The 24,756-nt window shown below is 68.7% G+C and carries 16 protein-coding genes, 2 tRNA genes and 1 pseudogene; 5 read left to right on the top strand and 14 right to left on the bottom strand.

Translation table 11 applies throughout. The features are described 5' to 3' along the window. The 5 genes and pseudogenes from AC1D2F_RS14275 to AC1D2F_RS14255 all read right to left on the bottom strand — a co-directional run. A pseudogene (locus AC1D2F_RS14275) lies at window positions 1–440 on the bottom strand (hypothetical protein); the annotation flags it as partial. Between the two features lie 17 nt (window positions 441–457). Next, window positions 458–1,120: a TetR/AcrR family transcriptional regulator gene (locus AC1D2F_RS14270; RefSeq protein WP_229992723.1), complete on the bottom strand. Its 663-nt coding sequence runs from the start codon at window positions 1,118–1,120 to the stop codon at window positions 458–460. Continuing rightward, window positions 1,117–3,189, bottom strand: coding sequence for a YhgE/Pip family protein (locus tag AC1D2F_RS14265; protein ID WP_364748247.1), 2,073 nt, complete (start codon window positions 3,187–3,189; stop codon window positions 1,117–1,119). The genes AC1D2F_RS14270 and AC1D2F_RS14265 overlap by 4 nt, the downstream gene beginning before the upstream one ends. Then, window positions 3,186–3,926: an ABC transporter ATP-binding protein gene (locus AC1D2F_RS14260; RefSeq protein ID WP_364748244.1), complete on the bottom strand. Its 741-nt coding sequence runs from the start codon at window positions 3,924–3,926 to the stop codon at window positions 3,186–3,188. The genes AC1D2F_RS14265 and AC1D2F_RS14260 overlap by 4 nt, the downstream gene beginning before the upstream one ends. Window positions 3,927–4,040: 114 nt before the next feature. Then, a complete protein-coding gene (locus tag AC1D2F_RS14255; protein ID WP_364748242.1) occupies window positions 4,041–5,534 on the bottom strand; it encodes a dihydrolipoyl dehydrogenase family protein in 1,494 nt (497 codons plus the stop codon). A gap of 167 nt (window positions 5,535–5,701) precedes the next feature. Between AC1D2F_RS14255 and AC1D2F_RS14250 the strand changes: the two genes are divergently transcribed. Beyond that, the gene (locus tag AC1D2F_RS14250) at window positions 5,702–6,430 is read left to right on the top strand and encodes a FadR/GntR family transcriptional regulator (protein ID WP_229992776.1); all 729 of its coding nucleotides are present in this window, start codon (window positions 5,702–5,704) and stop codon (window positions 6,428–6,430) included. Between the two features lie 148 nt (window positions 6,431–6,578). Here AC1D2F_RS14250 and AC1D2F_RS14245 read toward each other — a convergent pair. Then, window positions 6,579–6,652 (bottom strand) — tRNA-Arg (locus AC1D2F_RS14245). Between the two features lie 277 nt (window positions 6,653–6,929). Here AC1D2F_RS14245 and AC1D2F_RS14240 point away from each other — a divergent pair. Beyond that, the gene (locus AC1D2F_RS14240) at window positions 6,930–8,765 is read left to right on the top strand and encodes a phosphoenolpyruvate carboxykinase (GTP) (protein ID WP_476966997.1); all 1,836 of its coding nucleotides are present in this window, start codon (window positions 6,930–6,932) and stop codon (window positions 8,763–8,765) included. A 242-nt stretch (window positions 8,766–9,007) separates the two neighbouring features. Beyond that, a complete protein-coding gene (locus AC1D2F_RS14235; protein WP_364748239.1) occupies window positions 9,008–10,420 on the top strand; it encodes an FAD-binding oxidoreductase in 1,413 nt (470 codons plus the stop codon). An 88-nt stretch (window positions 10,421–10,508) separates the two neighbouring features. Here AC1D2F_RS14235 and AC1D2F_RS14230 read toward each other — a convergent pair whose 3' ends face one another. From AC1D2F_RS14230 to AC1D2F_RS14215, 4 genes are all read right to left on the bottom strand, one after another. Then, window positions 10,509–11,669 (bottom strand): globin domain-containing protein, encoded by a 1,161-nt coding sequence (locus tag AC1D2F_RS14230; protein WP_364748236.1) that lies wholly within the window; start codon window positions 11,667–11,669, stop codon window positions 10,509–10,511. Between the two features lie 191 nt (window positions 11,670–11,860). After that, window positions 11,861–12,310, bottom strand: a complete 450-nt coding sequence (locus AC1D2F_RS14225) for an RrF2 family transcriptional regulator (RefSeq protein ID WP_229992730.1) — start codon at window positions 12,308–12,310, stop codon at window positions 11,861–11,863. A gap of 20 nt (window positions 12,311–12,330) precedes the next feature. Beyond that, window positions 12,331–12,816 carry a hypothetical protein gene (locus AC1D2F_RS14220; protein ID WP_229992731.1) on the bottom strand — a complete coding sequence of 162 codons (486 nt, stop codon included), beginning with the start codon at window positions 12,814–12,816 and terminating at the stop codon, window positions 12,331–12,333. A gap of 2 nt (window positions 12,817–12,818) precedes the next feature. Then, the gene (locus tag AC1D2F_RS14215; RefSeq protein ID WP_229992732.1) at window positions 12,819–14,237 is read right to left on the bottom strand and encodes a phosphomannomutase/phosphoglucomutase; all 1,419 of its coding nucleotides are present in this window, start codon (window positions 14,235–14,237) and stop codon (window positions 12,819–12,821) included. Between the two features lie 125 nt (window positions 14,238–14,362). Here AC1D2F_RS14215 and AC1D2F_RS14210 point away from each other — a divergent pair, with 125 nt between their 5' ends. Beyond that, complete coding sequence (locus AC1D2F_RS14210) at window positions 14,363–16,543, top strand: RecQ family ATP-dependent DNA helicase (RefSeq protein WP_476966996.1); 2,181 nt, start codon at window positions 14,363–14,365, stop codon at window positions 16,541–16,543. On the opposite strand, the gene AC1D2F_RS14205 is transcribed toward AC1D2F_RS14210, so the two are convergent. From AC1D2F_RS14205 to AC1D2F_RS14190, 4 genes are all read right to left on the bottom strand, one after another. Further along, the gene (locus tag AC1D2F_RS14205; protein ID WP_476966995.1) at window positions 16,488–17,972 is read right to left on the bottom strand and encodes an MFS transporter; all 1,485 of its coding nucleotides are present in this window, start codon (window positions 17,970–17,972) and stop codon (window positions 16,488–16,490) included. The two genes, AC1D2F_RS14210 and AC1D2F_RS14205, sit on opposite strands and share 56 nt — an antisense overlap. Before the next feature lie 22 nt (window positions 17,973–17,994). After that, window positions 17,995–19,656, bottom strand: coding sequence for a phytoene desaturase family protein (locus AC1D2F_RS14200; RefSeq protein ID WP_476966994.1), 1,662 nt, complete (start codon window positions 19,654–19,656; stop codon window positions 17,995–17,997). A 258-nt stretch (window positions 19,657–19,914) separates the two neighbouring features. Beyond that, a tRNA-Ser gene (locus tag AC1D2F_RS14195) sits at window positions 19,915–20,002 on the bottom strand. A 158-nt stretch (window positions 20,003–20,160) separates the two neighbouring features. Beyond that, window positions 20,161–22,440: a prolyl oligopeptidase family serine peptidase gene (locus tag AC1D2F_RS14190; RefSeq protein ID WP_476966993.1), complete on the bottom strand. Its 2,280-nt coding sequence runs from the start codon at window positions 22,438–22,440 to the stop codon at window positions 20,161–20,163. 84 nt (window positions 22,441–22,524) lie between these two features. On the opposite strand from AC1D2F_RS14190, the gene AC1D2F_RS14185 reads away from it, so the two are divergent. Next, the gene (locus tag AC1D2F_RS14185) at window positions 22,525–24,702 is read left to right on the top strand and encodes an FAD/NAD(P)-binding protein (RefSeq protein WP_476966992.1); all 2,178 of its coding nucleotides are present in this window, start codon (window positions 22,525–22,527) and stop codon (window positions 24,700–24,702) included. Window positions 24,703–24,756: the final 54 nt, after the last annotated feature.

Here is a 24,756-nt window from a genome sequence, read left to right as displayed (position 1 = left end):
CCTCGTGCGGCAGGCGCCGGGCGGCGTCGCGGAGCCCGGCCCGGGGAACGCCGGCCGCGGCTCTTGCCGGGCAGGACAGTGCCGGCAAACAGCAACAGCAACGTGACGGCTCCGGCGGCCGCGGCCAGATAGAAGTACAGATCCGGATGCTCGGAATCGACGTGCGTGGACAGGGCGTCGGGATCGGGGTTGAAGGCCAGTCCCCACTGGCGCAGGAATGCGATCCCGAACGCGATGAAGAGGATGCTGCCGACCCCGCTCGCGGCCAGGGTCTTGTGCCGGCGCCGGACCACCACCTCCGCCACACAGGCCACATAGGCCGTGGCGGCAGCCCCGACGAACCACACCAGCACCCACTCGTGCAGGGTGATTCCGGTCAGGACCAAAAGTCCCAGGGCGGCGAGGAACGCTCCGATGGCGATCTTCCCGTTGGTACCCATGTGACGCATGTGAACAATCATGCCTGAGTGGGCGGCTGCTTCACGACGTAGCCGCGCATGGAGGCCATAATTGCGGCCACACTCTGCTCCCTGGTCCGCTCCGGGTTGTACGTCTGGCGGTCCAGGCCCACCACGAAACAGGCCCCAAAGATTGCCGTTTCGAGGCTGCCCCGGGATACACCGGGATCCACGGGATAGGCGGCGGCGACACCATCGATGGCAGAGCCGATCACCGCGAGCAGGCGCGCGCGGAGCTCTGCGAAGGTGTCCTGCCATTCACTGGGAGTGCGCCAGTTTTCGCTGACCCAAAGCCGGGCGAAGGACGGGTACTCGGCCATGAAGTCCATGGCCTGGCCGATCATCTCCTCCATGGCGGCGAGGGGATCGGCGGAGTCGTCCCGGACGCTCAGGAGCCGTGCCATGAGGATGTCCACGCCGTGGCGCAGCAGCTGGGCAATCAGGTCCGACTTGCTGCCAAAGTTGTAATACACCGTGCCCTTGGACACCCCGGCCGCCGTGGCGATCTCGTCCACCGTCACGCCCGCCGCGCCGCGCTCTCCGATCAGTTCCATGGACGCCTCGAACAGTTTCTGCTTCGTGGCGTTGGTGCGGGCGGGCCGGAGCTTTTTCTCCGCGTCCCCGGGACCTGCCGCGCTGCCGCCGCTTTGGCTGGTGGTCATACGGCGATCTCCGGTTTCAGCGTCTTGGGGGTCCAGTATTTGTTCTTCCGGGCGGCAACGGTTGACATTGCCAGTCCCAGCAAAGTGTAGCCAACCAGCCCCAGCATGGTGGGCAGGATGATGGCCAGGTCAGCGCCGTAGATCAGGTGCCGCATGCCGCTGACCACGTAGCCCATCGGCAGGATCTGGTGCACCACGTGCAGCGGCTCGGGCGTGGTCTGCCACGGGAACGTGCCGCCGGAGGAGACCAGCTGCAGCACCAGCAGGATCAGCACCACGAGCTTGCCGGGCGAACCAAGCAGCGCAACCACGCCCTGGATGATTGCGCTGAACGCCATCGCGGCCGCCAGCATGAGGAACCACATGAGCACCGGGTGGGCGGGGTTCAGTCCGAGCCCCACGTCCACCACCAGGGTCAGCAGGCTGGCCTGCACGGCGGACACCGCCAGGAACGGAAGCCAGCCGCCGGCAGCGATCTTCCAGGCCGGTGCATTGGAGGCCAGCGCGCGCTGGGTGACCGGGCGCATCGCCTGCACCAGCATGAAGATGCCGATCCACAGGGACAGCGTCAGGAAGAACGGCGCAAGTCCGGCGCCGTAGGACCCAGCCTTGGCCTGCGAAACATTGCTGACGGCGACTGGATCCGCCATGACCTTGGAGAGGCTGTCCTTCTGGGCGTCGTCGGGGTTGGGGACCTTCCCGGCGCCCTGGGCGAGTTCCGCGGCGAGCGTTCCCGCGCCGTCGGAGGCCGTCGCCGCGCCGCTCTCCAGCTGCGCCGCGCCGTCGTCGAGTTTCTGGGCTCCCTGCACGAGCTTGCCGGCACCGTCGACGGCGTTCTGCTGGCCGGCAGCGAGGGCCGCCGAACCGCCGGCGAGCTGGTCCGCCCCGGCGGAGGCCTTGGCGACGGCGTCGCTGAGGGCGGGCGCGGCGCCGGCCAGTTGTGAGGCGCCGGCGCTGACGGCGGCGGAACCGTCGGCCAGCTTCTGGACCTGGGCGGCGGCAGCCTGCAGCTTGGTGCCGGAGGGAGAAGCCACGGCAGAAGCCGCCGGCGGGGCCGGAGTGGCGTCGACGTCGGCAACCACCTTGTCGGCCTGCTCCTGGCTGAGGACGCCGGCGGCGACCAGGCGGGCCGTGGACGCCACGACCCTGCTCCGCTGGGCCTGCGCGGCGGCCTGCTGCGCGGCTTGTTCCGCGGCCGCGAGTTGTCCGGGAATGGCCTGCACCTGGGCGTTGAGCGCGGCGTTGCCCGCGGCCACCTGGGCGGCGCCGTCAGCCAGCCGCTGTGCGTCGGCGGGCAGGGCTGCCGTCTTGTCCTTGAGCTGGGTGAGGCCGCTGCTGAGCTGTCCGGCCCCGGCGCTGAGCGCAGTGGCGCCGTCCCGGAGCTTGACTTCGCCGTTGTACAGCTCGGTGGCGCCGGATGTGAGTTCGCCGGTGCCCTGGTGCAGGGTCACGGTGCCGTCGTGAAGCCGGGCGACGCCGTCGGCGAGCTGGCCGGCGCCGTCGGAGGCCTTGAGCATCTGCGTGTGTATGGTGCCGAATCCGGTGAGGAGCTGGTTGGCGGTCTCCTCGCCCACCTCCTTGGCGACCGTCGTGTGCACCGCGGTGGTCAGCTTGTCCACGATGGTGCTCAGCAGATAGTTGTTGGCATCGTTGGTGGTGACGTTCAGCATGGCCTGGTTGGCGGCGTCGAAGCTGCCGGGGGAGACCAGGTTCGCGGAAAAGTCCTGCGGGATTTTCAGGGCGAAGGCGTAGGTGCCGTTGCTGACGCCCTGGTCTGCCTCCTCCGTGCTGGCGACCGTCTTCCAGTTGAAAACATGGCCGTCCACCAGGCTCTCGGCCACCTTCCGGCCGGCCTCCAGCCGCGTGCCGTCGGCGGACGCTGCACCGGAGTCCTGGACCACCAGGGCCGCATCGATCTGGTTCAACTTGCCGTACGGATCCCAGTTGGCGTAGAGGTACACGGCGCCGTAGAGCAATGGAACGAGGGCCAGGGCCAGGATGGTCAGCTTGGGAAGCAGCCCGCCGGTCATTCGTTTGAGCTCGGAGCGGGCCAGCCGCAGCACTGTCACTTTGCGTCCTCGGTTTCGGGTGAGAGGGATTCGGGCAAGAAAGTTTCGGGACGGCGACCTACGCGAGTCTGGGCTGCATCAGCATCGGCGTCGTCAGCATCGGGGTCAGCTTGCGGGACGGCATTGCCGATCGCGACGGCTGGCCCCGTCCAGCCGTCCGGAATGCGGGTGACGGTGGTGACGACGGCGAGCGGCCGCCCGGCGTCGTGCGCCAGTTCCTGCAGCCGCGGCAGCCAGTCGGCGGCATCGCCGCTGTGCCGGTCGGGGGAGTCCACCACGAGGAGATCGGTGTCCGGATTGGCGAGGGCGAGCGCCGTGAGGAGCCCGGTCCGCCGGCCCGCCGGCAGCTGCTCGGTCCAAAGCCCGGCGATGTCTTCGAAATTGTTGAGCCTTAGCCAGGGCGTGCTGCGCGCGGCGCCGCGGTGGCGGCGCGGCACCAGGGCCAGATCCTCGGTGACGAGGTCGCGGACGCTCAGGTGCTGTTCGGGCTCGTTGACGCCGGGGGAGTCGACCACGCTGCTCGCCTGCCGGAGCACTTTGATCCGGGTATTTCCGTCCCAGCTCACGATCCCGGCGGAGGGCTTCATACGTCCGCTCAGGGCCAGGGCCAGGGCGGTCCGCTGGTCCTGGCGGACACCTTCGACCAGCAGGAGGTCTCCGCGCGCGGCCTCAAGCGAGGTGGGCGGCAGCAGGTCATCCCGCCGGCCGGTCACGGAGAGCTGTTGTACGCAGAGCAAAGCGGGCCTTTCGCAGGAACGATGTCCACTCAAGGCTAACTAAACTGACCAGTCAGTTCAAATAGAATGGGTTGGGTGTGATGAACCAGACGTGCCGCAGCCGCTCCGGCCGGTTCAGAGGCCGTATTCCTCCAGTAGGCGGAGCCAGACTTCGCTGATGGTCGGATAGGAGGGCACGGCGTGCCACAGACGCTCCAGCGGAACTTCCCCCACCACCGCAATCGTGGCGGCATGCAGGAGCTCGGCCACATCCGGGCCGGCGAACGTGGCGCCCAGCAGCACCCTGCGGTCCTCGTCGATGACCAGCTGCGCCCACCCTTCATAGTGTTCGGCGTGCAGGGACGAGCCGGCCACCTGGATGGGAAGCTCCACGGCAGAGGCCCGGAAACCGTCTTTCTCCGCCTGCGCCATGGTCCGGCCGACATTCGCCAGCTCCGGGTCGGTGAACACCACATTCGGCACAGCGTGCTCATATGCCGTCTGGGCAAAACGGCTCCACGGTGCCGGCTCGCCGGTGAGTTCGCCCTTGGCCCGGGCGGCAATGGCGTCTCCCGTGGCCCGGGCACCGTACTTGCCCTGGTGGGTCAGCATGGCCCGTCCGGCGGCGTCGCCGGCAGCATAGAGCCACGGGTTGCCGGACACTTCGTTGTCGGTGGCTTGGTGGACTAGTCCGGTGGAATCGGTAGTGAGCCGCAGGGTCCCGCCCTCGGGCGCCGGGAGGCCGACGCTGTCCAGGCCGAGTCCCTCAAGGGCGGGGTGCCGGCCGGTGGTGACGAGCAGCTTGTCCGCCGTCACCGTGGCGCCATGGGTCGGGCCAGAGTTGTCCTTGGGGCCGCCGTCGAGCACGACAGTGAGGGAGCCGTCGTCGTTCTCGTGCACGCTCCGGGTCCCTGTATGCAGGCGGAGGTCGACGCCGTCGGCGCGCAACCCGGCCGCGACCAGGTCGGCGGCCTGCTCCGGGAAAACGCCCAACAGGCTGCCGCGGGCCACGAGAGTCACGGACGAACCAAGGCGGGCGTAGGCCTGGGCGAGTTCGACGCCGGCAACCCCGCCGCCCAGGACCGCCAGCCGCGCCGGGACGGCGCGGGCGGAGGTCGCCTCCCTGGTGGTCCAGTACTCGACGTCGTGAAGCCCTTCGACCGGCGGCTGGTTGGGGGTGGATCCCGTGGCGACCACGACGGCGTGCCGGGCCGTCAGCGCGTAGCTGTTGCCGTCCAGCCCTGCCACTTCGACCTGCCGCGGGGCGGTGATCCAGCCATGGCCGCGGATCAGCTCGATCCCGGTGTCCTCCACCCACTTGACCTGGCTGTCGTCCTGCCAGTTCGAGGTGAAATAGTCCCGGCGCTTCAGGACGGCTGCCGGATCCAGGGTGCGCGTGACGGCTTCCTGGGCTCCCGGGACAGTCTGGGCCCCGTGCAGTGCGGTTCCCGGGCGCAGGAGCGCTTTCGAGGGCATGCAGGCCCAATACGAGCACTCGCCGCCTACCAGCTCCGCCTCGATGAGCACCGCCGTCAGGCCGCCGCGGACCACGCGGTCCGCCACGTTCTCGCCCACGGCGCCCGCGCCGATCACAATGACATCGAATTCCCGCAGAAGCTGTGCTGTCATGGCACCAGCCTACGCCGGGGCCCTGGCCGGATCCGGGCGGGCGCCCCGGGCGCCGGCGGTGCTGGGTTCCGGCGTAATATGCCGGGCCGGGCCCTTTGCAGGAGGGGGGACGGTCGCTACTGTTGGGACCATACTTGGGGGAGGAGGCGGCCATGGCCGCACGCAACATGACAACAGGCACGGCCATACCGCTGGCGAGGTTCAGTGCCCAGACCCGGCTCCGGGCACTTCAGTCGGACATCCTGGAGCTGATCCTTGAGCGCGACCTTGTTCCCGGGGACCCATTGCCGACGGAGAGCGAGCTCACTGCGGCCCTCGGCGTCGGCCGCAACACGCTGAGGGAGTCCCTGAAGGCGCTCCAGGCGCTGGGTGTCATCGAGATCCGCCACGGCTTCGGCATGTTTGTGGCGCCGAGCAATTTCGAAGCCCTGACTGACGGGCTCACGTTCCGGGCCCGGCTGTCGCTGCGCCATCACGGTGAGGAAGCCCTGCAGCTCGTGGAGGTCCGGCAAGCGCTCGAATCCGGCCTGGTCGGCGCCGCCATGGACCGGATCAGCGCAGAGCAGCTGGCCGCCGTGGAGGAATCCGTGCACCGGATGGAAGCGCTGGCTGCTGCCGGGGAGCCCTTCATCGAGGCCGACGCGGAGTTCCACCGCCGGCTTTTCGAGCCGCTGAACAACGATTTATTGATCAGCCTGATGGATGTCTTCTGGAAGGTGTACCGCACCATCCACCTCGAACTCGGCGGTCCGTACGCCGTCGACCTCCCGGCGACGGCTGCGCAACACAGGGGGATCTATGAGGCTGTCGCCTCGGCGGATAAGGCCCTGGCAGCCGAACGGCTCAGCACCCATTTCGACGCAATACGGGACATCATCGCCCAGGCCACGGGCTGATCCCTGCTGAGTGGGCCGCTAGCGGCCCCTGGCTGTGCACCGTGCCTGTGTACTCTGCGCGTGTGCTTGGCATCTGTACTTTGCGCGTACCGCGGGCGCTTAAAACAGAAGATCCGCCCGGCGAACCGGGGCGGATCTTCTTCTTCTGTGCGCCCAAAGGGATTCGAACCCCTGACCTTCTGTTCCGTAGACAGACGCTCTATCCAGCTGAGCTATGGGCGCATTCTCGGCTCTTGGAGAACTTCTCGCTCCCCGAACCTCGAATTACTTTACGCGAGGCCGCGCCCAGTTACAAATCGAAGCGGGTGTAATTCAGCCGACTAGACCGGTCTATGTGACCTTAGTCACTAAACGGGTGCCTGGCGGCTGGCTACTTCCTTGAATTTCCGCGGTTTTTGATTTGAGCCGGCTTGGTCATCCCATGTCCGGGCCCGAAATGGGCACCCTGCCGAGCCCTAGCATTTAGGACACACCACTGAACCCGAGGAAGGGAACCGTAATGGGAGATCTGGCGCGACTGCCGTTGCTTGAAAAAGCACCCACCACACATGCCGGTCTGCTGGCATGGGTAGAAGAGGTGGCTGAACTGACTCAGCCGGACCGGATCTACTGGGTTGACGGGTCGGAAGCGGAGAACACGCGGCTCACTGACGAGCTCGTGGCCGCAGGCACCCTGACCCGGCTGAACGAGGACCTCTTCCCCAAGTCCTTCGCGGCGTTCTCTGACCCCGCCGACGTGGCCCGCGTCGAAGAGCAGACCTTCATCTGCTCCGAGAAGGAACACGACGCAGGCTTCACCAACAACTGGATGGCCCCGGCGCAGATGAAGGAAAAGCTGCGCGGCCTGTTCGCCGGCTCCATGCGCGGCCGCACCATGTACGTGATCCCCTTCGTGATGGGCCACCTCGACGCCGAGGACCCCAAGTTCGGCGTCGAAATCACCGACAGTGCCTACGTTGTCGCCTCCATGCGCATCATGGCCACTATCGGCACCAAGGTTCTGGACAAGATCACCGCTACCAACGCGTTCTTCGTCCCCGCCCTGCACTCCCTGGGCGCCCCGCTGGCCCCCGGCCAGGTTGATGTCCCGTGGCCGTGCAACCCGGACAAGTGGATTGTCCACTTCCCGGAGGAGCGCTCCATCTGGTCCTTCGGCTCCGGCTACGGCGGCAACGCCCTGCTCGGCAAGAAGTGCTACGCGCTGCGCATCGCCTCGGTGATGGCACGGGACGAAGGCTGGCTTGCCGAGCACATGCTCATTCTCAAGCTGACCTCGCCGGAGAAGAAGAACTACTACGTCTCCGCGGCCTTCCCGTCGGCCTGCGGCAAGACCAACCTCGCCCTGCTGGATCCGACCATCGAGGGCTGGAAGGTCGAAACCCTCGGTGACGACATCACCTGGATGCGGTTCGGCAAGGAAGGCGAGCTCCGCGCCGTCAACCCTGAGACCGGCCTGTTCGGCGTGGCTCCGGGCACCGGCTGGGGCACCAACCCCAACGCGATGCGCGCCATCGCCAAGGGCCACAGCATCTTCACCAACGTCGCCCTCACGGACGACGGCGGCGTTTGGTGGGAGGGCATGACCGAGGAAGTGCCCGCACACCTGACCGACTGGCAGGGTAACTCCTGGACGCCCGATTCGGACAAGCCCGCTGCCCACCCGAACTCCCGGTTCTGCACGCCGATCGACCAGATCGACATGCTGGCCGAGGAGTACTACAACCCGGACGGTGTGGAGCTTTCCGCGATCCTGTTCGGCGGGCGCCGCAAGACCACCATCCCGCTGGTCACCGAGGCGCGCAGCTGGTCCAACGGCATCTTCATGGGCTCCACGCTGTCCTCCGAGACCACAGCCGCGGCTGCCGGTGCCGTCGGCGTTGTCCGCCGGGATCCGATGGCGATGCTGCCCTTCATCGGCTACGACGCAGGCGATTACCTGAACCACTGGGTTAACCTGTCCGCCAAGGCCAACCCGGAGCGCCTGCCCAAGATCTTCCTGGTCAACTGGTTCCGCCGCAATTCCGAGGGCGGCTTCGCCTGGCCCGGCTTCGGGGACAACTCCCGTGTCCTGAAGTGGGCCATCGAACGCCTCGAGGGCAAGGCCGACGCCGTGGAGACCCCCATCGGGTTCGTCCCCACCGCTGACGCAATCGACCTCACCGGCCTGGACATGACGCCCGCCCAGGTTGAAGAAGCCGTCCGGGTTGATCCGGCCGAGTGGGCCACCGAGCTGGCCTCCATCGAGGATTGGTTCGCGAACTTCGGCAGCTCGCTGCCCGAGGCACTGCAGGCCGAGCTGGACGGCCTGAAGGCCCGCATGGCCGTTCAGCAGTAGCAGCCGGCACTCAGCGACAACGACGGCGGCCCCGCACCATTCAAAGGTGCGGGGCCGCCGTTTCCTGTTGCGGGTCCCGCCGGGACTTAGGTCCCTAGGCCGCATCCGAGCACGCCCCTAGGCTTGTCCGCATTCCATCAGCCGGGCCGGCCGCCGACTGGAGAGGGCGCTGGGAGGCATTCCGGGCGGGTGCAGCCGCGCCCCCGACATGCTCGCGGCCAGCGAGATTTCAGGAGTGCAACATGCTTGTCAACGACGACATCCATGCCTTGTCCAGGGCGGTCGGCGGCCCGGTCGTGCTGCCGGGCAGCCCCGAATTCGCGGAGGAGACCTTCGCCTTCAACGTCGCAACGGTGCACCGGCCCGACGTCGTTCTTGGCGCCGCAGATGCCCAGGACGTCGCAGCCGCGGTGAAATGGGCGGCAGAACACCGGATTCCCGTGTCCGTCCAGTCCACCGGGCACGGCGCCGATTCAGCGATCGATGGCGGCCTGCTCATCAACACGCGGCGCCTGCAGGACCTGCAGATCGATCCGGTTGGACGCACCGCACGCGTCGGCGCCGGAGTGAAGTGGCGCACCGTCCTGGAGGCGAGCGTGCCGCACGGATTAGTCGGATTGCACGGCTCGAGTACCGATGTGGGCGTCGTCGGGTACACAGTGGGTGGCGGGCTGCCCGTCCTCGGCCGCGCCCACGGCTTCGCGGCGGACCACGTCCGCAGCATGGACATCGTCACCGCCGACGGCGCGCTGCGGCGGATCGACGCCGACGCCGAAGCCGAGCTGTTTTCACTGATGCGCGGGGGCAAAGGCAACTTCGGGATCGTGACCGCACTCGAGTTCAGCCTCTTTCCGGTCAGTGAGTTCTATGGGGGCGGCATCATCTATCCCGGGGCAGATGCGGCCACGATCCTGGCTGCCTTCCGTCAATGGCTGCCCACCCTGCCCGACGACGCCTCGCCATCGGTCTCCCTGCTGCGTCTTCCGGACATGGACTTCGTACCCGAACCGCTGCGGAACCAGTTCGTCGTGCACCTGCGCTTTGCCTTCCTGGGGAACCGCGAGGACGGCGACGCGCTGCTTGCCCCGATGCGCGCGGTCTCGACTCCATTGATGGACACGGCCGGGCCCATGAGCTACCTCGACGTCGACCAGATCCACATGGACCCCGCGGACCCGCTGCCCTTCACTGAAGGCGGAGCGCTCCTGAAGGATTTCGGCGACGAGACTGTTGCGGACCTGCTCGAGCTCACCGGGGACGGTTCGGACTGCCCGCTGCTGCTGGTGGAGATCCGGCCGCTCGGTGGGGCACTGTCCCGGCCTGCACTGTCCCGGCCGGGGGCTATGCCAGACGCAGTGCCGGATGCGGTGTCGGGGCGGGACGCGGCCTTCCTGCTGTTCCTCGTCGGATTCAAGGTGCCGCCCATTGCGGAGGCAGTGGCGGCCTCCATACGCGGGATCCTTGCCGCGATGGCTCCCCACTCAACCGGATACACGCTGGTCAATTTCCATGGCGAGCCGGGCGACGAGGCCGACCGGGCCAGGGCGTGGTCTCCTGCGGTCTACGAGCGGATGCGGTCCGCGAAGGCCACGTATGACCCCGGCAATCTCCTGCGCTTCGGCCATGCGATCACCGGGGCGCCCGCCGCGGGGTGAGCCCGGCCGGGCTGCTTTGTCAGGTGAACCACGACGGCGGCCCCGCACCTTTGTTGCGAAAGGTGCGGGGCCGCCGTCGATGAGTAGTTTAGCTGGCGAGCCAGATGTCCGGGCCGAAGACCTCGTAGTGGATCTTCGTGGCCGGGATGCCGGCGTTGATGGCCTCGTTGCGGATGTTCTTCATGAACGGCAGCGGACCGCACAGGTACAGCGAGGCGTTGGCCGGGAGGTCCACCTCGCGCAGGGACATGAAACCTGCGTTCGAGCCGGCCTGCGGTTCCTCCAGCCAGAGCTGCAGGTCGGCGCCGTCGAGGCGTGCGACGTCGTCCGTCATCTGGGAGCGCAGCGCCCAGCTGTCCAGGGTGCTTTCGGCGTGCAGGACCAGGACCTGGCGGTCCGAGCCGGACTCGGCCAGGGAGCGCAGAATGGACGCCGTGGGCGTGCAGCCGATGCCGGCCGAGGCCAGGACCACGGGGCCGTCGCCCTCCTTGAGCGTGATTTCGCCGTAGGGGTTGGAGATTTCGATGATGTCGCCGACCTCGACGCTGTTGTGCAGCACGGGGGAGACCTCGCCGCCGTCGTCGAGCTTGGTGGTGAAGCTGCGGCTGGTGCCGGCGTCGCCGGAGAGGGAATACTGGCGGACCTGGCGGAGCCCGTCCGCAACGGTGACCTTGACGCTGACGTACTGGCCGGGGAGGGCAGCGGTGATGGGGGTGTCGTCGGCCGGTTCCAGGGTGAAGGTGATGGAGCCGGTGCCGGCGGGGGTCTTGGCGGCGACCTTCCAGGGGCTCCACATCTTGCCGTTGGCCTGGGCGGCGTAGAGGCCCTTCTCGAGCTTGATCAGCGCGTCCGCCATGAGCCAGTAGACCTCGGTCCAGGCCTCGGCGATTTCCGGGGTGATAACCAGTGCCAGGTCGTCGGCGATGGCCGCGAAGAGGTGCTCGTAGACCACCTGGTACTGCGGTTCCGTGATGCCGAGGGAAGCGTGGCGGTGCGCGATGCGGGACAGCACCGTCTCCGGCAAGGTCCCCGGGTTGCTGACCAGGTGGCTCGCGAAAGCGGCGATGCTTCCGGCCAGGGCCTGCTGCTGGTTGCCGTTGCCCTGGTTCGAGCGGCTGAAGAGCCCGTCCAGCAGTTCCGGGTGGGCGGCGAAGAGGCGTGCATAAAACTTGGGGGTGATCTCCCCGATCCGGGAACCGACGAGCGGCAGGGTGGCCTCGATGACGGGGAAGGACTTGTCCGAGAGCATGTTGACTCCTGAGATAGTGGCCCGGGGGTCTTCAACCGGACCGCGATGTAAATACTGTCATTTCAAATGCGTGTATTTATGCCTTATTTCTACATGCCGTAGAAGAACGACGCAAATCGGGTGTTTTCGGGCGTGTCGGGCAGTCGGTGCTGCTGCTGGGCAGGCCGGGCGGCCGAGGACCTGAGTGCATCCTACAGCCCGGGCCGCAGCCCGATCGCCTCGAACACCGGTGTCATCTGCCGTGAGGTCGGCAGCGAGGCGATCACAATCCCGTCGAGTTCGCTATAAAAGGCTTCGCGGGCCCGGGCAAGCGCGGCCCGGAGGCGGCATTCGGTGATGAGCGGGCACGTGCCGCCCGAGGCAATGCAGTCGGCCGGGTCCAGACGGGTGTCGAGTTGCCTCAGCAGCTGGCCCACCGTAGCGGTCCGGCCGGCGCTGCTCAGCCGGGAACCGCCGTTGCGGCCGCGTTCGACGTCGATCAGGCCCAGTGCGCGCAGCTTTGCCATCGCCTTGCTGACGTGGTTGTACGGGGTGCCGACGGCGTCGGCAATGCTCTGGGTGGTCAGGAGCCCGCCGTCAGGAGCGGCCGCGAGCACCAGCAAAGCGCGCAGGCTCACATCGGCGAACGCATTGATCTTCATATCCCCAGCCTAAGGGAGGTCTAGTCCACCCAGACGGCGGGCTCGTTGGTATCGGCGGCCAGCTGGCCAAATTCGAGTTCGTGCGTCCCGGCGTTCGCGGCGTAGGGCAGGACCGCGGCGAACAAGGAGCCGTCCTGGTGCTCTGCCGCAACGTGAATGGCGTCCGAGTCTTCCTCGAGCAGCGTGATGTCACAGACGACGGCGGCGGCCCGGAACTCCTCCCGGTGCTGCCGGAGCAGCTCATGGAGGTCCCGGATCATGGCGTCCGCGTCGAAGTCGCCTTGCGATCCGTCGCTCGCGTCCGCGGGGGTCACAGCAACCAGCCGGACCTCGCCGTCGTTCTGCACCACCAGGGCGAACGGCAGGAAGCCGCCGTTGCGTTCCAGCTGCTCCTGCGCGGCGCCGACGCCGGTCCCCAGCAGGTTCTCCAGGTCCGTGGCGCTGGCGTCCGGCACGGACTCGCGCCAGGAACCGGTGTTCGAGGACTCTTCGGGGTGTGCGGCCACGGCTAGCCCCGGACCAGCGCCAGGACGCGGTCGCGGACGCGTTCCATAGTGGCGGTGTCCGCGGCTTCGACGTTGAGGCGCAGGAACGGCTCGGTGTTGGACGGGCGCAGGTTGAACCAGTAGCTGCCGTCGGCGGCGATAAAGGTGCTGCCGTCGAGATAGTCGACCTCGACGTCGTCGTCGTGGAAATCCTTGCGGACCCGCTCGACCGCGGCGGCCTTGTCCTCGATTTCCGAATTGATCTCGCCGGATGACTGGTACGGCTCGTATTCGCGGCCGAGCTCGGAGAGCGGTCCGTCCTGCTCGCCCAGGGCGGCCAGGACGTGCATGGCGGCCAACATGCCGGTGTCCGCGTTCCAGAAGTCGCGGAAGTAGAAGTGGGCCGAGTGTTCCCCGCCGAAGATGGCTCCTTCCGCGGCCATGACGGCCTTGATGAAGGAGTGCCCCACACGGGTACGGACGGGGCGGCCGCCGAGGCGCTCCACGAGTTCCGGAACCGCGCGGGAGGTCAGCAGGTTGTGGATGACGGTGGGCGTGTCTTCGCCGATGCCCTGCGCGCGGGCGATTTCGCGGCGGGCCACCATGCCCGTGATGGCCGACGGCGAGACGGGCTCGCCCTTTTCGTCGATGACGAAGCAGCGGTCGGCGTCGCCGTCGAACGCCAGGCCGATGTCCGCGCCATGCTCTAGGACGGCGGCCTGCAGGTCGCGCAGGTTTTCCGGTTCCAGAGGGTTGGCCGGGTGGTTCGGGAAAGATCCGTCGAGCTCGAAGTACAGCGGCACGATCTCCAGGGGGAGCTTGGGCAGCAGGGCATCGCCAAGCACGGCCGGGGTGGTGAGGCCGGCCATGCCGTTGCCGGCATCGACCACAACCTTCAGCGGCCGTGAACCGCGCAGGTCCACCAGGCCGCGCAGGTACTCCGAATAGCCCTTGAGGACGTCCTGCACGCCAATGAGGCCAATGCTGCCGGCCGCGGGGATGGTGCCGGCGTTGAGGTATTCCTCGGCGCGGGCTTGGATTTCCATGAGCCCGGTTTCGGAGGAGATCGGCACGGCGCCGGCCTTGGCCATCTTGATGCCGTTGTATTCGGCCGGGTTGTGGCTCGCGGTGAACGTGGCGCCGGCGGCGTTGAGGGCGCCGCAGGCGTAGTAGAGCTCGTCGGTGGAGATCAGGTCCAGCAGCTGGACGTTGGCGCCGCGGGTGGCTGCGCCGTTGGCGAAGGCTTTGGCGAACTCGGGGGAGGAGGGGCGCATGTCCCCGCCCACCAGCACGGTCTGCCCCGAGAGTTCCAGGACGTCGACGAAGGCAGCACCGACGGCTTCGACGATTTCCGCGGTAATGGATTGCCCCACGATTCCGCGCACGTCATAGGCCTTGAACGAGGTCGAGAGGTCAAAAGTCTTTGTCTTGTCCGTAGTCACGCGTCTTATCTTACGTTGCGGCGCTGACGCCGTGACCTGTGTCCGCACGCTTGTCCACAGGCTGGGATGTGCACATAGCGGGCCCCGGCTTCATGGCTGTCGGAGGGGGCTGGGATACTGAAGCAATGGCCAGTAACCAGAACGCCCTTTCCAGCACCGCCCTCGCCGACACCACGGCCTCGACCCGGGAACAGGCCCAGACTGTGCTGCGGGAGCTCGTGGGCCACCCTGGGGCGGAGTTCCATGACGGCCAGTTCGAGGCCATTGAGGCCCTGGTCGACGGCGGCAGGCGGGCGCTGGTGGTGCAGCGCACCGGCTGGGGGAAGTCGGCCGTGTATTTCGTCGCCTCCCTGCTGCTGCGCCGCCGTGGCGCCGGCCCCACCCTGATCGTCTCCCCGCTCCTGGCGCTCATGCGTGACCAGGTCGCGGCCGCGGCGCGGGCCGGGGTGCGGGCGGTCGCTATCAACTCCGCGAACCAGTTGGAGTGGGACACCGTCCGCGAGCAGCTCGCCGCCGATGAAGTGGACGTCCTGCTGGTCTCGCCAGAGCGCCTCACCAACCCGTCCTTCCGGGAAAACCAGCTCCCCGAGCTCGTGCGCCGGACCGGGCTGCTGGTGGTTGACGAGGCCCACTGCATCTCGGACTGGGGCCACGACTTCCGCCCCGACTACCGGCGCATCGCGGACCTCATCACACAGCTGCCGGACACCGTCCCGGTGCTCGCCACCACCGCCACGGCCAATTCCCGGGTGGTGCATGACATCGAGGAGCAGCTCGGCAAGGACGTGCTCACCATACGGGGCGCCCTGGGCCGGGATTCGCTCCGGCTGGGTGTCCTGACACTGCCCGATTCCCGCGAACGGCTGGGCTGGCTGTTGACCCACCTGCAGGATTTGCAGGGCAGCGGCATCATTTACACGCTCACGGTGTCGGCGGCCGAGGACACTGCCCGCCTCTTGGCCGAAGCGGGGCATGAGGTGCTCGCCTACACCGGCCGCACGGACCCCGCGGACCGGGAACGCGCCGAGCATCTCCTTAAGGACAACCAGGTCAAGGCCCTCGTGGCCACGTCCGCGCTCGGCATGGGCTTCGACAAGCCGGACCTCGGCTTCGTGGTGCACCTTGGCGCGCCGTCCTCGCCGGTGGCGTATTACCAGCAGGTGGGCCGCGCCGGGCGTGGCGCGGCGAACGCCGATGTCCTGCTGCTGCCCGGTTCGGAGGACCGCGACATCTGGCAGTACTTTGCCACCGCGTCTATGCCGTCCGAGGAAAAGGCTGCCGCCGTCCTGACAGCCCTCGCCGAGGCCGGAACGGCAGTGTCCACAGTGGCGCTCGAGGCCCGGGTGGACCTGCGCCGCACCCCGCTGGAGCTGCTGTTGAAGGTCCTGGCCGTGGACGGCGCCGTCGAACGCGTCGGCGGCGGCTGGCGCTCCACGGGACAGCCGTGGAACTACGACGCCGAGCGGTACAGCCGGATCGCCGAGGCCCGGGTGGATGAACAGGACTCGATGGTCATCTACCAGGACACCGCGGGCTGCCGAATGGAATACATCACCTCGGTACTGGACGACGAAACAGCCCGCGCCTGCGGCCGCTGCGACAACTGCGCGGGCCGCTGGTTCCGGGCCGACATCGCCGAGGACGCCACGGAGACCGCCGGGCGGACCCTTCGCCGGGCCGGCGTCGTCCTTGAACCGCGGCTGCAGTGGCCCAGCGGAATGGACCGCCTGGGTGTGCCCGTCAAGGGCAAGATCAAGCCGGACGAAGCGCTCGCCGACGGCCGGGTGCTGGCGCGCCTGACGGACCTCGGCTGGGGCGGGGCCCTGCGCGAGGCCTTCGCCGCCGGTGCACCCGACCGGGCCGTAGACCCCGGCATGCTGCAGGCCTGCGTTCAGGTGCTCCGGGAATGGGGCGCGGGAGATGCCCGGTCCCCGGGCTGGAGCGGGGCGGGCCGGCCGGCCGCGATCATCAGCCTGCCCTCCCGCGGGAAGCCGCTGCTGGTGGACTCTCTGGCCCGCGGGATCTCCGAGATCGGCCGCATCCCGTATCTCGGCCAGCTGCAGCTCCATCACGGCGGACCCACTGGCGGCCGCGGCGGGAACAGTGCCTACCGGCTCGCCGGCGTCTGGGACCGCCTGGTGGTGGGACCGGAGCTGGAGGACGCCCTGGCTGGAATCCGTGGCCAGAGCGTCATGCTGGTGGACGACCTCGTGGACAGCCGCTGGACCCTGACCATCTCCGGGCGGGCCCTCAGGCTCGCCGGCGCCGGCGCCGTTCTGCCGCTGGTGCTGGGCCAGGCCGGCTGACCTCCGCGCCGGCGTGGCGGGGGAGGGCCAGGCTGTCCAGCGTGCTCAGGAGCATCAGGACCGCGATGGCCACGAATGCTGCCCGGTACGGCGCCGCCGGATCGCCGGCGGCAAGACCCCCGGCGACACCGATGGTTCCTGCGGCGTGGCTGCTTGCCTCGAAGACCCGCAGCAGGAGCGCCCCGACAGCGATCCCGGCCGCGGTGGAGAGCTGCACGAGCGTGGCGGAGACGGCATTGGCGGACGGCAGTTGGCCCGGGGCGACGTCGGCGTACTGGACGGAAGCGTAGGCCGAGAACCCGATCGAGCGGAACGCTCCGCTGGCCACCAGCACGGCGACAATCAGCGGCTCCGGCGTGCCGGCCTCGAGCAGTGCGCACAGCGCAAAAGTGGCGGCCGAGGCCAGCGATGCGAACGCCAGAACGGGTTTGAAACCGAAGCGCCGGATCAGGGGCGTCGTAGCGGGCTTAATTCCGATGTTCCCCACGAACACGGCGGACACCATCGCCCCGGCGCGCAGCGGGTCCCAGCCGAAGCCGGCCTGGAACATCAGCGGCAGCAGGAACGGCACGGCGCTGATGGTCAGGCGGTACACAAAGCCTCCCGTCGCTGTTGCGCGGAACGTCCGTGCGCCGAAGACGGACAGATTGAACAGTGGCGTGCTGGTCCGTCGCATCCAGGCCGCGGCTGCGGTCAGAAACAGCAGGCCCACTACGATCCCCGCGGCCGCCAGCAGTCCGGCGTCGCGGCCGCCGATCAGTTCCAGACCAATGAGCAGGGACCCCACCCCGAGCGTGGTGAGGACCAGGCCGAGCCAGTCGAGGCGCCGCGTGCTGTCGCCGCCCACTGCGGGAACCAGGCGCAGCGCGGCCAGGAACGCCGCCAGGCCCAGGGGGAGGTTGACCAGGAAGATCCAGTGCCAGGACAGGTACGTGGTGAGCGCTCCGCCCACGAGCGGGGCAAGGACCGGGGCCAGCAGCCCGGGCCACACCAGGAAGGCGGTGGCCCGCAGCAACTCCTTCTTCGGCGTTCCGCGGAGCACCACCAGCGTGCCCACAGGGACCATCATGGCGCCGCCAGCACCCTGCAGGACACGGCTCATGGTCAGCATTGTCAGGTCCTGGCTGAGCGCGCAGAGCAGCGACGCCGCCGTGAAGATTGCAATGGCGAGACAGAACACCCGGCGGGCACCGAGCCGCTCCGCGAGCCAGCCGCTGAGCGGGATGCCCATCGCCACCGTCATCAGGTAGGCCGTCATGGTGATGTTGACGTCGGCGGCGGGCACGTCGAAATCCGCGGCGATACTGGGTATGGCCGTGGTCAGGACGGTCCCGTCGAGGAATTCCATGAAGAACGTCGCAGCCACTAAGAGCGCCAGCCGCGGGCTCCAGCTGCCCCCGGCCGGGACGCCACGCGACGAGGCTTGCATGCGCGGTTCTCCGAGTTCCGGTTCACCCATTGCGGAGGGGCGGTTCCGCTTCCAACACGGCCATGGCGGCGTTGTGGCCGCCGACGGCACTGACGGCGCCGCCGCGGCGGGCGCCGGAACCGCAGAGCAGGATCTGCGGATCGTCCGTCGCCACGCCCCAGCGGCGCGCCGGGGTATCCAGCGGTTCGCCGTCCTCCACGAACGGCCAGTCGAGGCCGCCGTGGAAGATGTTGCCCTGGGGCATGCCGACGGCGCGTTCAATGTCCAAGGTGGTCTTGGTTTCGATGCAGGGCCTCCCGTCCGGATCTGTCAGGAGCAGATCCTCAATCGGCTCGGCCAGGACGGAGTTCAGGGAGGCCAGGACGGCCGACTGCAGTTCGGCGCGGCGGTCCTCGTTATTCTCGGCCGTGACCAGCCTGTCCGGGACGTGCAAACCAAAGACGGTCAGTGTCTGGGCGCCGGCGGCCTGCAGTTCCGGGGACAGGATGCTGGGGTCGGTCAGCGAATGGCAGTAGATTTCGCACGGCAGCGGCGAGGGCACGGACCCGGCGGCGGCGGTGCGGTAGGCGGCGTCGAGCTGTGACCACGTCTCGTTGATGTGGAACGTCCCGCCGAAGGCGGCCTCCGGGCTGACGGATCCGTCCAGCAGCTCCGGGAGCCGCTTGAGCAGCAGGTTGACCTTGACCTGGGCGCCCTCGCGGCGATGGTTCGGGTTGCCGGCAGCGCCCGTGGCGCCCGCTGAAATGCCAGCGGCAGCGACGCCCTCGGCAGGCCGGTCGCGCAGCCGGCTGCGCAGCCGGTTCAGGACGGCCGGCGCCACATTGGACAGGACCCACGCGGCGGTTACCGTATGGTCCTGGCCGCCGTGGCGGTAGTCCACGACGCCGCCGGGCCGGACCGCCGTGACGTCCGCGGAAGTCAGGATGGTCGCGCCGGCGTCGCGGGCGGCCCGCTCCAGCTCGCCGGACACCGCGCCCATGCCGCCGACCGGCACGTCCCAGTCGCCGGTCCCGCCGCCGATCAGGTGGTAGAGGAAGCAGATGTTTTGCTGCAGGTCCTCGTCGTCGGCCCGCGCGAACGTCCCGATCAGCGCATCCGTCAGGACCACGCCGCGGACCAGGTCGCTGCCCAAATTCTTGCTGATGGCGTGCCCGATGGGATGTTCGATCATGGCCTCCCATGCTTCGGCGGCGCCGGCCCGGGCGGCGAGGGAACGCGCAACGGATCGCGGCAGCAGCGGCGAGGTCATGGTGGGCCAGAGGGCTTCAGTGAGCTGCCGGCAGGCGGCGTAGAACGCGGTGAAGGCGCGGAACTCGCCGTCGGGCGCGCCGACGGCGGCGAAGGACGCCGCAGTGGCGGCCTCGTCCCCGTTGTCCACCAGAAGGGCCCGGCTGCCGTCCGCAGGGTCCGGGGTGTAGGAGGAATAGCGCCGCCGAGCCAGCGTGATGCGCAGGCCGAGGTCATCGATGATCTGCTGGGGCAGGAGGCTGACGAGGTACGAGTAGCGCGAGAGGCGGGCGTCGACGCCGTCGAACGCGTGCTCGGACACCGCGGCGCCGCCGGGGTGCTCCAGCTTTTCCAGGACCAGGACCTCACGTCCGGCCTTGGCCAGGTACGCGGCCGCGGCCAGGCCGTTGTGGCCGCCGCCGACGATGATGGCGTCAAATTCCTTGTTGCTCGACATGGGCCCATCCTGCCATCCGGATCCGCCGCTGGGCGCGAGGCGTCCGACCACCGGACGGGAGCGGATTGCTGCAGACGGTGCCGTCGCAGCGCTGCCCCGGCGTCACGGGTGCAGATCAGGGCGGATGAACGACGCCGATCCGCCCTGATCTGCCCGGGAGCAGGCCCGGCGCGGGCAGGCCCTGCGGGCAGGACCAGGCCCCGGGCCGCCATGTGCCGGGTACGCAAAAGGCCCCGGTCCGAGGACCGGGGCCAAACGCGGAGACGGGGGGATTTGAACCCCCGGTGGAGTTGTGCCCCACACTTCATTAGCAGTGAAGCCCATTCGGCCGCTCTGGCACGTCTCCAATTGCTATTAACTAGCCAACCAAGGATACGCAGAAGGTGCCACGCAGTGCAAAACGGCCCGCCGGGGACATCGCGGGGGTCACTTCCGGCCAATAATTGGGGCACCGGATGGGCGCGAAGTGGCCCCGCGTGGCTTACCGCTTTCGGGGGTGCGGCATCAGGCCTCCTGGCCGACCAGGGCCCGCCACAGGAAATGCTGGCTGCGGCTCTGCAGGGCCGCAGCCTGCCGGTTGTCCGAGGCCCCCGCATGGCCGCCCTCGAGGGCTTCGTGGAACCAGACATTGGGGATGCCCATGGCCTGCATGCGGGCCGCCATCTTCCGGGCCTGGACCGGGCCCACCCGGTCATCGGAGGTCGCCGTCCAGATAAACGTCTCCGGGTAGTCCACGCCGTCCTTGAGCTGGTGGTACGGGGAGAACGTCTTCAGGAACTCCCACTGCTCCGGCACGTCAGGGTCGCCGTATTCGCCAATCCAGGAATAGCCCGCGGAAAGTTTGGTGTACCGGCGCATGTCCAGGAGCGGAACCCCGCAGGACACGGCACCGAACAGCTCCGGGTACTGCGTGAGCATGTTGCCCACCAGCAGCCCGCCGTTGGAGCCGCCCACGCAGCCGAGCCGCTCCCGGGAAGTGACACCGCGGGAGATCAGGTCCTTCGCCACGGCAGCGAAGTCTTCATAGGCGCGGTGGCGGTTGCCCTGCAACGCCGCGCGGTGCCAGGCCGGCCCGTACTCGCCGCCGCCGCGGATGTTCGCCACCACGTAGACACCGCCGCGGCGGTGCGGGGCCTCACCCTCGGCCCCGCCGGACTCCGCGGTACGCCGCTCCAGCCATGCCCGGCCGATCGCGCCGCTGTACGCCGGAGTCCGCGAAATCTCAAAGCCGCCGTAGCCGGAAAGCTGGGTGGGGTTCTGGCCGTCCAGCACCAGGTCTTTGGCGGCCACCTGGAAGTAAGGAATCTTCGTTCCGTCGCTGGAGACCGCGAAGTGCTGCTGGACTTCGTAGTCGGCCTCGGTGAAGAACGACGGCGAGGTCCGGATCACCTCGTGCGTGCTGGTCACGGAGCTATTGCCCCGTGCGAGCGTCCCTCGGGTCAGGGTGGTGGGCGTCGTGAAACCGGTGGCCACGAGCCAGAAGTCGTTCCCTGCGCCCGGCGCCTCGCCCTCGGCCACCGAGGCGGTGCCGCCGGTGCCGTCGTCGTCCGAGCCTTCGGCGTCGTCTTCGTCATCCACCGCGAAGGCGTTGACGTCGTGCAGGGGCGGGCAGGCATCCAGCACGGTGGCCTCCCACGCGGCGTCCGTCCCCGGGCGTCGCGGATCCAGGACGTGGATTTCCGAGGACACGTCCCGGAGCAGGTTCAGCAGCAGGAAGTCCCGCGTCCAGCTCCAGGACTGCAGGGAGGTGCGCGGATCGGGCGTGAAGAGCACGGCGAGCTCCCGGGAGCCGGCGAGGAAGTCCTCGAACCCGGCCGCGAGCAGGGAACCCGCCGGGTGGGTGGTGCCGTTGACGGTCCAGTCACGCTGCGGGCGGAACAGCAGCCATTCGCGGTGCGAGCTCAGGTTCACGTCTGCGGGCACGTCGATCTGCACCCACTGACCATCGCGCAGCACGGAGGTGTTCTTCTCGAAGAAACTGATCCAGTCGACGGCAAACGTGCGTTCGAAGCCCGGAGTGGAGTCGTGGGCCACGATCGCCATCATGTGGTCCTCGGGAATGTCGAAAATCTGCTCGGCCTCCGCCAGGGAGTCGCCGCGGCGCAGCTTCACCCCGGTCCGGGCATAGGACGAGGTGGTCCGCGGCAGGTCCTGGGCGGTAGTGGCGACCAGCAAGGTGTCCCCGTCCAGCCAGGAGGCATTGCCCTTGCCGGTCGGGAGGTCGAAGCCGCCGTCGGCCGGGTCCACGAAGCCGCGGGCCTCGACGTCGAACTCACGGTGGCGGTTCGCGTCCCCGCCGTCGGGGGAGAAGGCCAGCAGGGCCCGCCGGTGGGGCTCACCCGGGGCCGGGCGGAGGAAATTGGCGCCGTGGAAGACCCAGTCCTGGCCCTCGGCGGCGGCGAGGGCGTCGACATCCAGCAGGACATCCCACGCGGGAGTCCCGGCCCGGTAGCTGTCCCAGCTGGTTCGCCGCCACAGGCCCTTGGGGTTGTCCCGGTCCTTCCAGAAGTTGTAGTACCACTCGCCGTGCTTGCCCACCATGGGGATCCGGTCGGTGGAGTCGAGGACCTCCAGGATCTTGCCTTCCAGGTCGTCGTAGTCGGCGTCCTCGAGGAGTTCCTCGGTGCGGGCGTTCTGTTCACGGACCCACGCCAGCTGCTCCTGGCCGTAGATGTCCTCCAGCCAGATGTTCTCGTCGACGGGTTCGGGGGACGTCCCTGCAACCGGGAGGGCGCCGCTGGCTTGGCCGGACGCGGACGGGTGGTCAGCTTCTGTGGTGGTCATTTTTCCATCCAAGAACATCGGTGCGGCAGTGGCAAGTCACGCGGGCGTCCAACCGGCGCCCGGGTTGCCGATACGCTGGATGCCGTGGGCATATCGCGAAGAATCCGGACGGCAGTGATTGGCGCCGGTCCCCGGGGCACGAGCGTGCTGGAACGGCTCCTCGCCAACTGGGCCTCCGCCGGCTCCGCGGGAACCCTGCACATCGACGTGATCGACCCTTACCCGGCGGGGCCCGGGCATGTCTGGCAGCCCGGACAGTCGCGGCTGTACCTGATGAACACGCAATCCTTCTATCCCACGGTGGTCCCTGAGGACCCGGAGCTCGCGCCTCCACTGGCCGGGCGCACGTTCGACCAGTGGCGGGAACTCCAGCAGGGCCACCCGCATCCAGCACTTACTGACGAGGAACGCACCGAGGTGTCCGGGCTCGGCGAGGCGGACTTCCCCAGCCGGGCCTTGTACGGCCGTTATCTGCGGTCCACCCTCGAGGAACTGCTCACCGTCCTGCCCGCCGGCGTCAGCGTGGACTTCCACCCGGCGACGGCAACGTCCGTCCGCCACGCCGCCGCCGAACCGGTCGATCCGGCGGCCCCGGAAGCCCCGGAGGGACCGTCGGTGCGGTTCGACGTCGTGCTCGACGGCGGCACGGTGCTTACCGTCGACTCTGTGGTGCTGGCCATGGGCCATCTCGACGCGCGGCTGAACGCCGAACAGCGGGAGCTGCTCTCCGCGGCGGGGGAACTCGGACTCCTGTACGTCCCGCCGGCGGCGCCCGCCGACGTCGACTGGGCCGTGGTGCCGGCCGGAAAACCTGTCCTGGTGCGCGGCATGGGCCTGAACTTCTTCGACGTGATGGGACAGCTGACCGAAGGTCGCGGCGGCCGGTTCGTTGCCGGGGAGAGCAACGGTGAACTGGCGTATCTGCCCTCCGGCCGCGAACCGCTCATCATCGCCGCCTCGCGCCGCGGGACCCCCTACCGGGCGAAGGCGACACTCACCGGCTACTACCCGGACGCGGTCCAGCTGCGGTACTGCACCGAGCACGCGATCGCGAAGTTCGCCGACTCCGGAATCCGGCCCTCATTCGACTTCGACCTCTGGCCGCTCCTGCACCGGGACGCGATCTGGGCCTACTACTCGACGCTCGCGCGCTCGCAGCCCGATGCCATCCTGACCGGCCCCGGGGAGTTCCTGCGCGCCCTGGACGAATCCCTGCGGCCGCATGCGCATTCGACCGCGAAGTGGGAGCACGCCACGGAATCGGTGATTGCCGTCCATGTCCGGGCAACCCACCGCCTGAACCTGCTCGGTCTCGCGGCGCCCCTGGCCGGGCGCTCGTTTGACTCCCGGGCTGAACTGGACGCCGCCGTCGTCGACTACCTGCTCGACGACGCCCGACGCTCTGCGCTCGGCGAGGACGACCCCGTGAAGATGGCGATCGGCGCGCTGCACCACGGCCGGGCGGTGCTCAAGACCGCTGTGGCCGACAGCGGCATCACGGACGAATCCTGGGTCGCCGGCCTCCGCGGCTGGTTCGAATCCTTCGTGGAAGGCCTGGCGAGCGGACCGCCGGCGCTGCGCGCTGCGCAGCTCGCGGCACTGGCGCGGGCAGGAGTCGTACGCTTCGTGGGCCCGGACCCCAAATTCGGCGTGGACCGCCGGGCCCGGACGTTCACTGCGGCATCGCCCTGGGTGGGCGGCGGAACCGATGAAGGCCTTGGCGATGAATCGGAGGATGTCGGCACGTTTGGTGCCGGACTGGACCGTGTCGGCGTGGGCGCTGGCTCGGTTGGCCCGGTTGGCGTGGGCGCTGTTGGCGCTGGCAGCGCTGGCGTGCCGAGCGCCGCTGTGCGGAGCGCGGGCACGGTGAGGGCGCGGGCCGGGAACGCCGTGGCGGGCGCGGTGTCTGCGACGGCGATGATCGAGGCGCTGGCACCGGCGAACCGGGTGGCCGTCAATTCCTCGCCTCTGCTGGAACAGCTGCTCGCCGAGGGGTTGGTGCGGCCGCGCCTCATGATGACCGTGGAGGGGACCCCGGTGGAGACCTCCGGGATGGACGTCGTCCCGCATCCGTATCGGCCGCTGGGTGCCAACGGGTCCATGACACCGGGACTCTACGTGCTGGGGCTTCAGCTCTCCGCCACGCAATGGGGCACGGCCATCGCCGCTGAGGCCCGGCCGAAGTCGGGCCCGGTCTACCGCAGCGGCCAACGCACACTGCGCGACGCCGACGAGATCGCCCGCGACATCCTGGCCCCCTAGCCCGTCCTCGCCCGCCCTCAATAATGGGCATGCCCTCTGGCGCGCCCGCTTCCG

The organism is Arthrobacter sp. P1_B3 (genome assembly GCF_056406615.1).
This window is presented reverse-complemented; position numbering and strand designations above follow the sequence as displayed.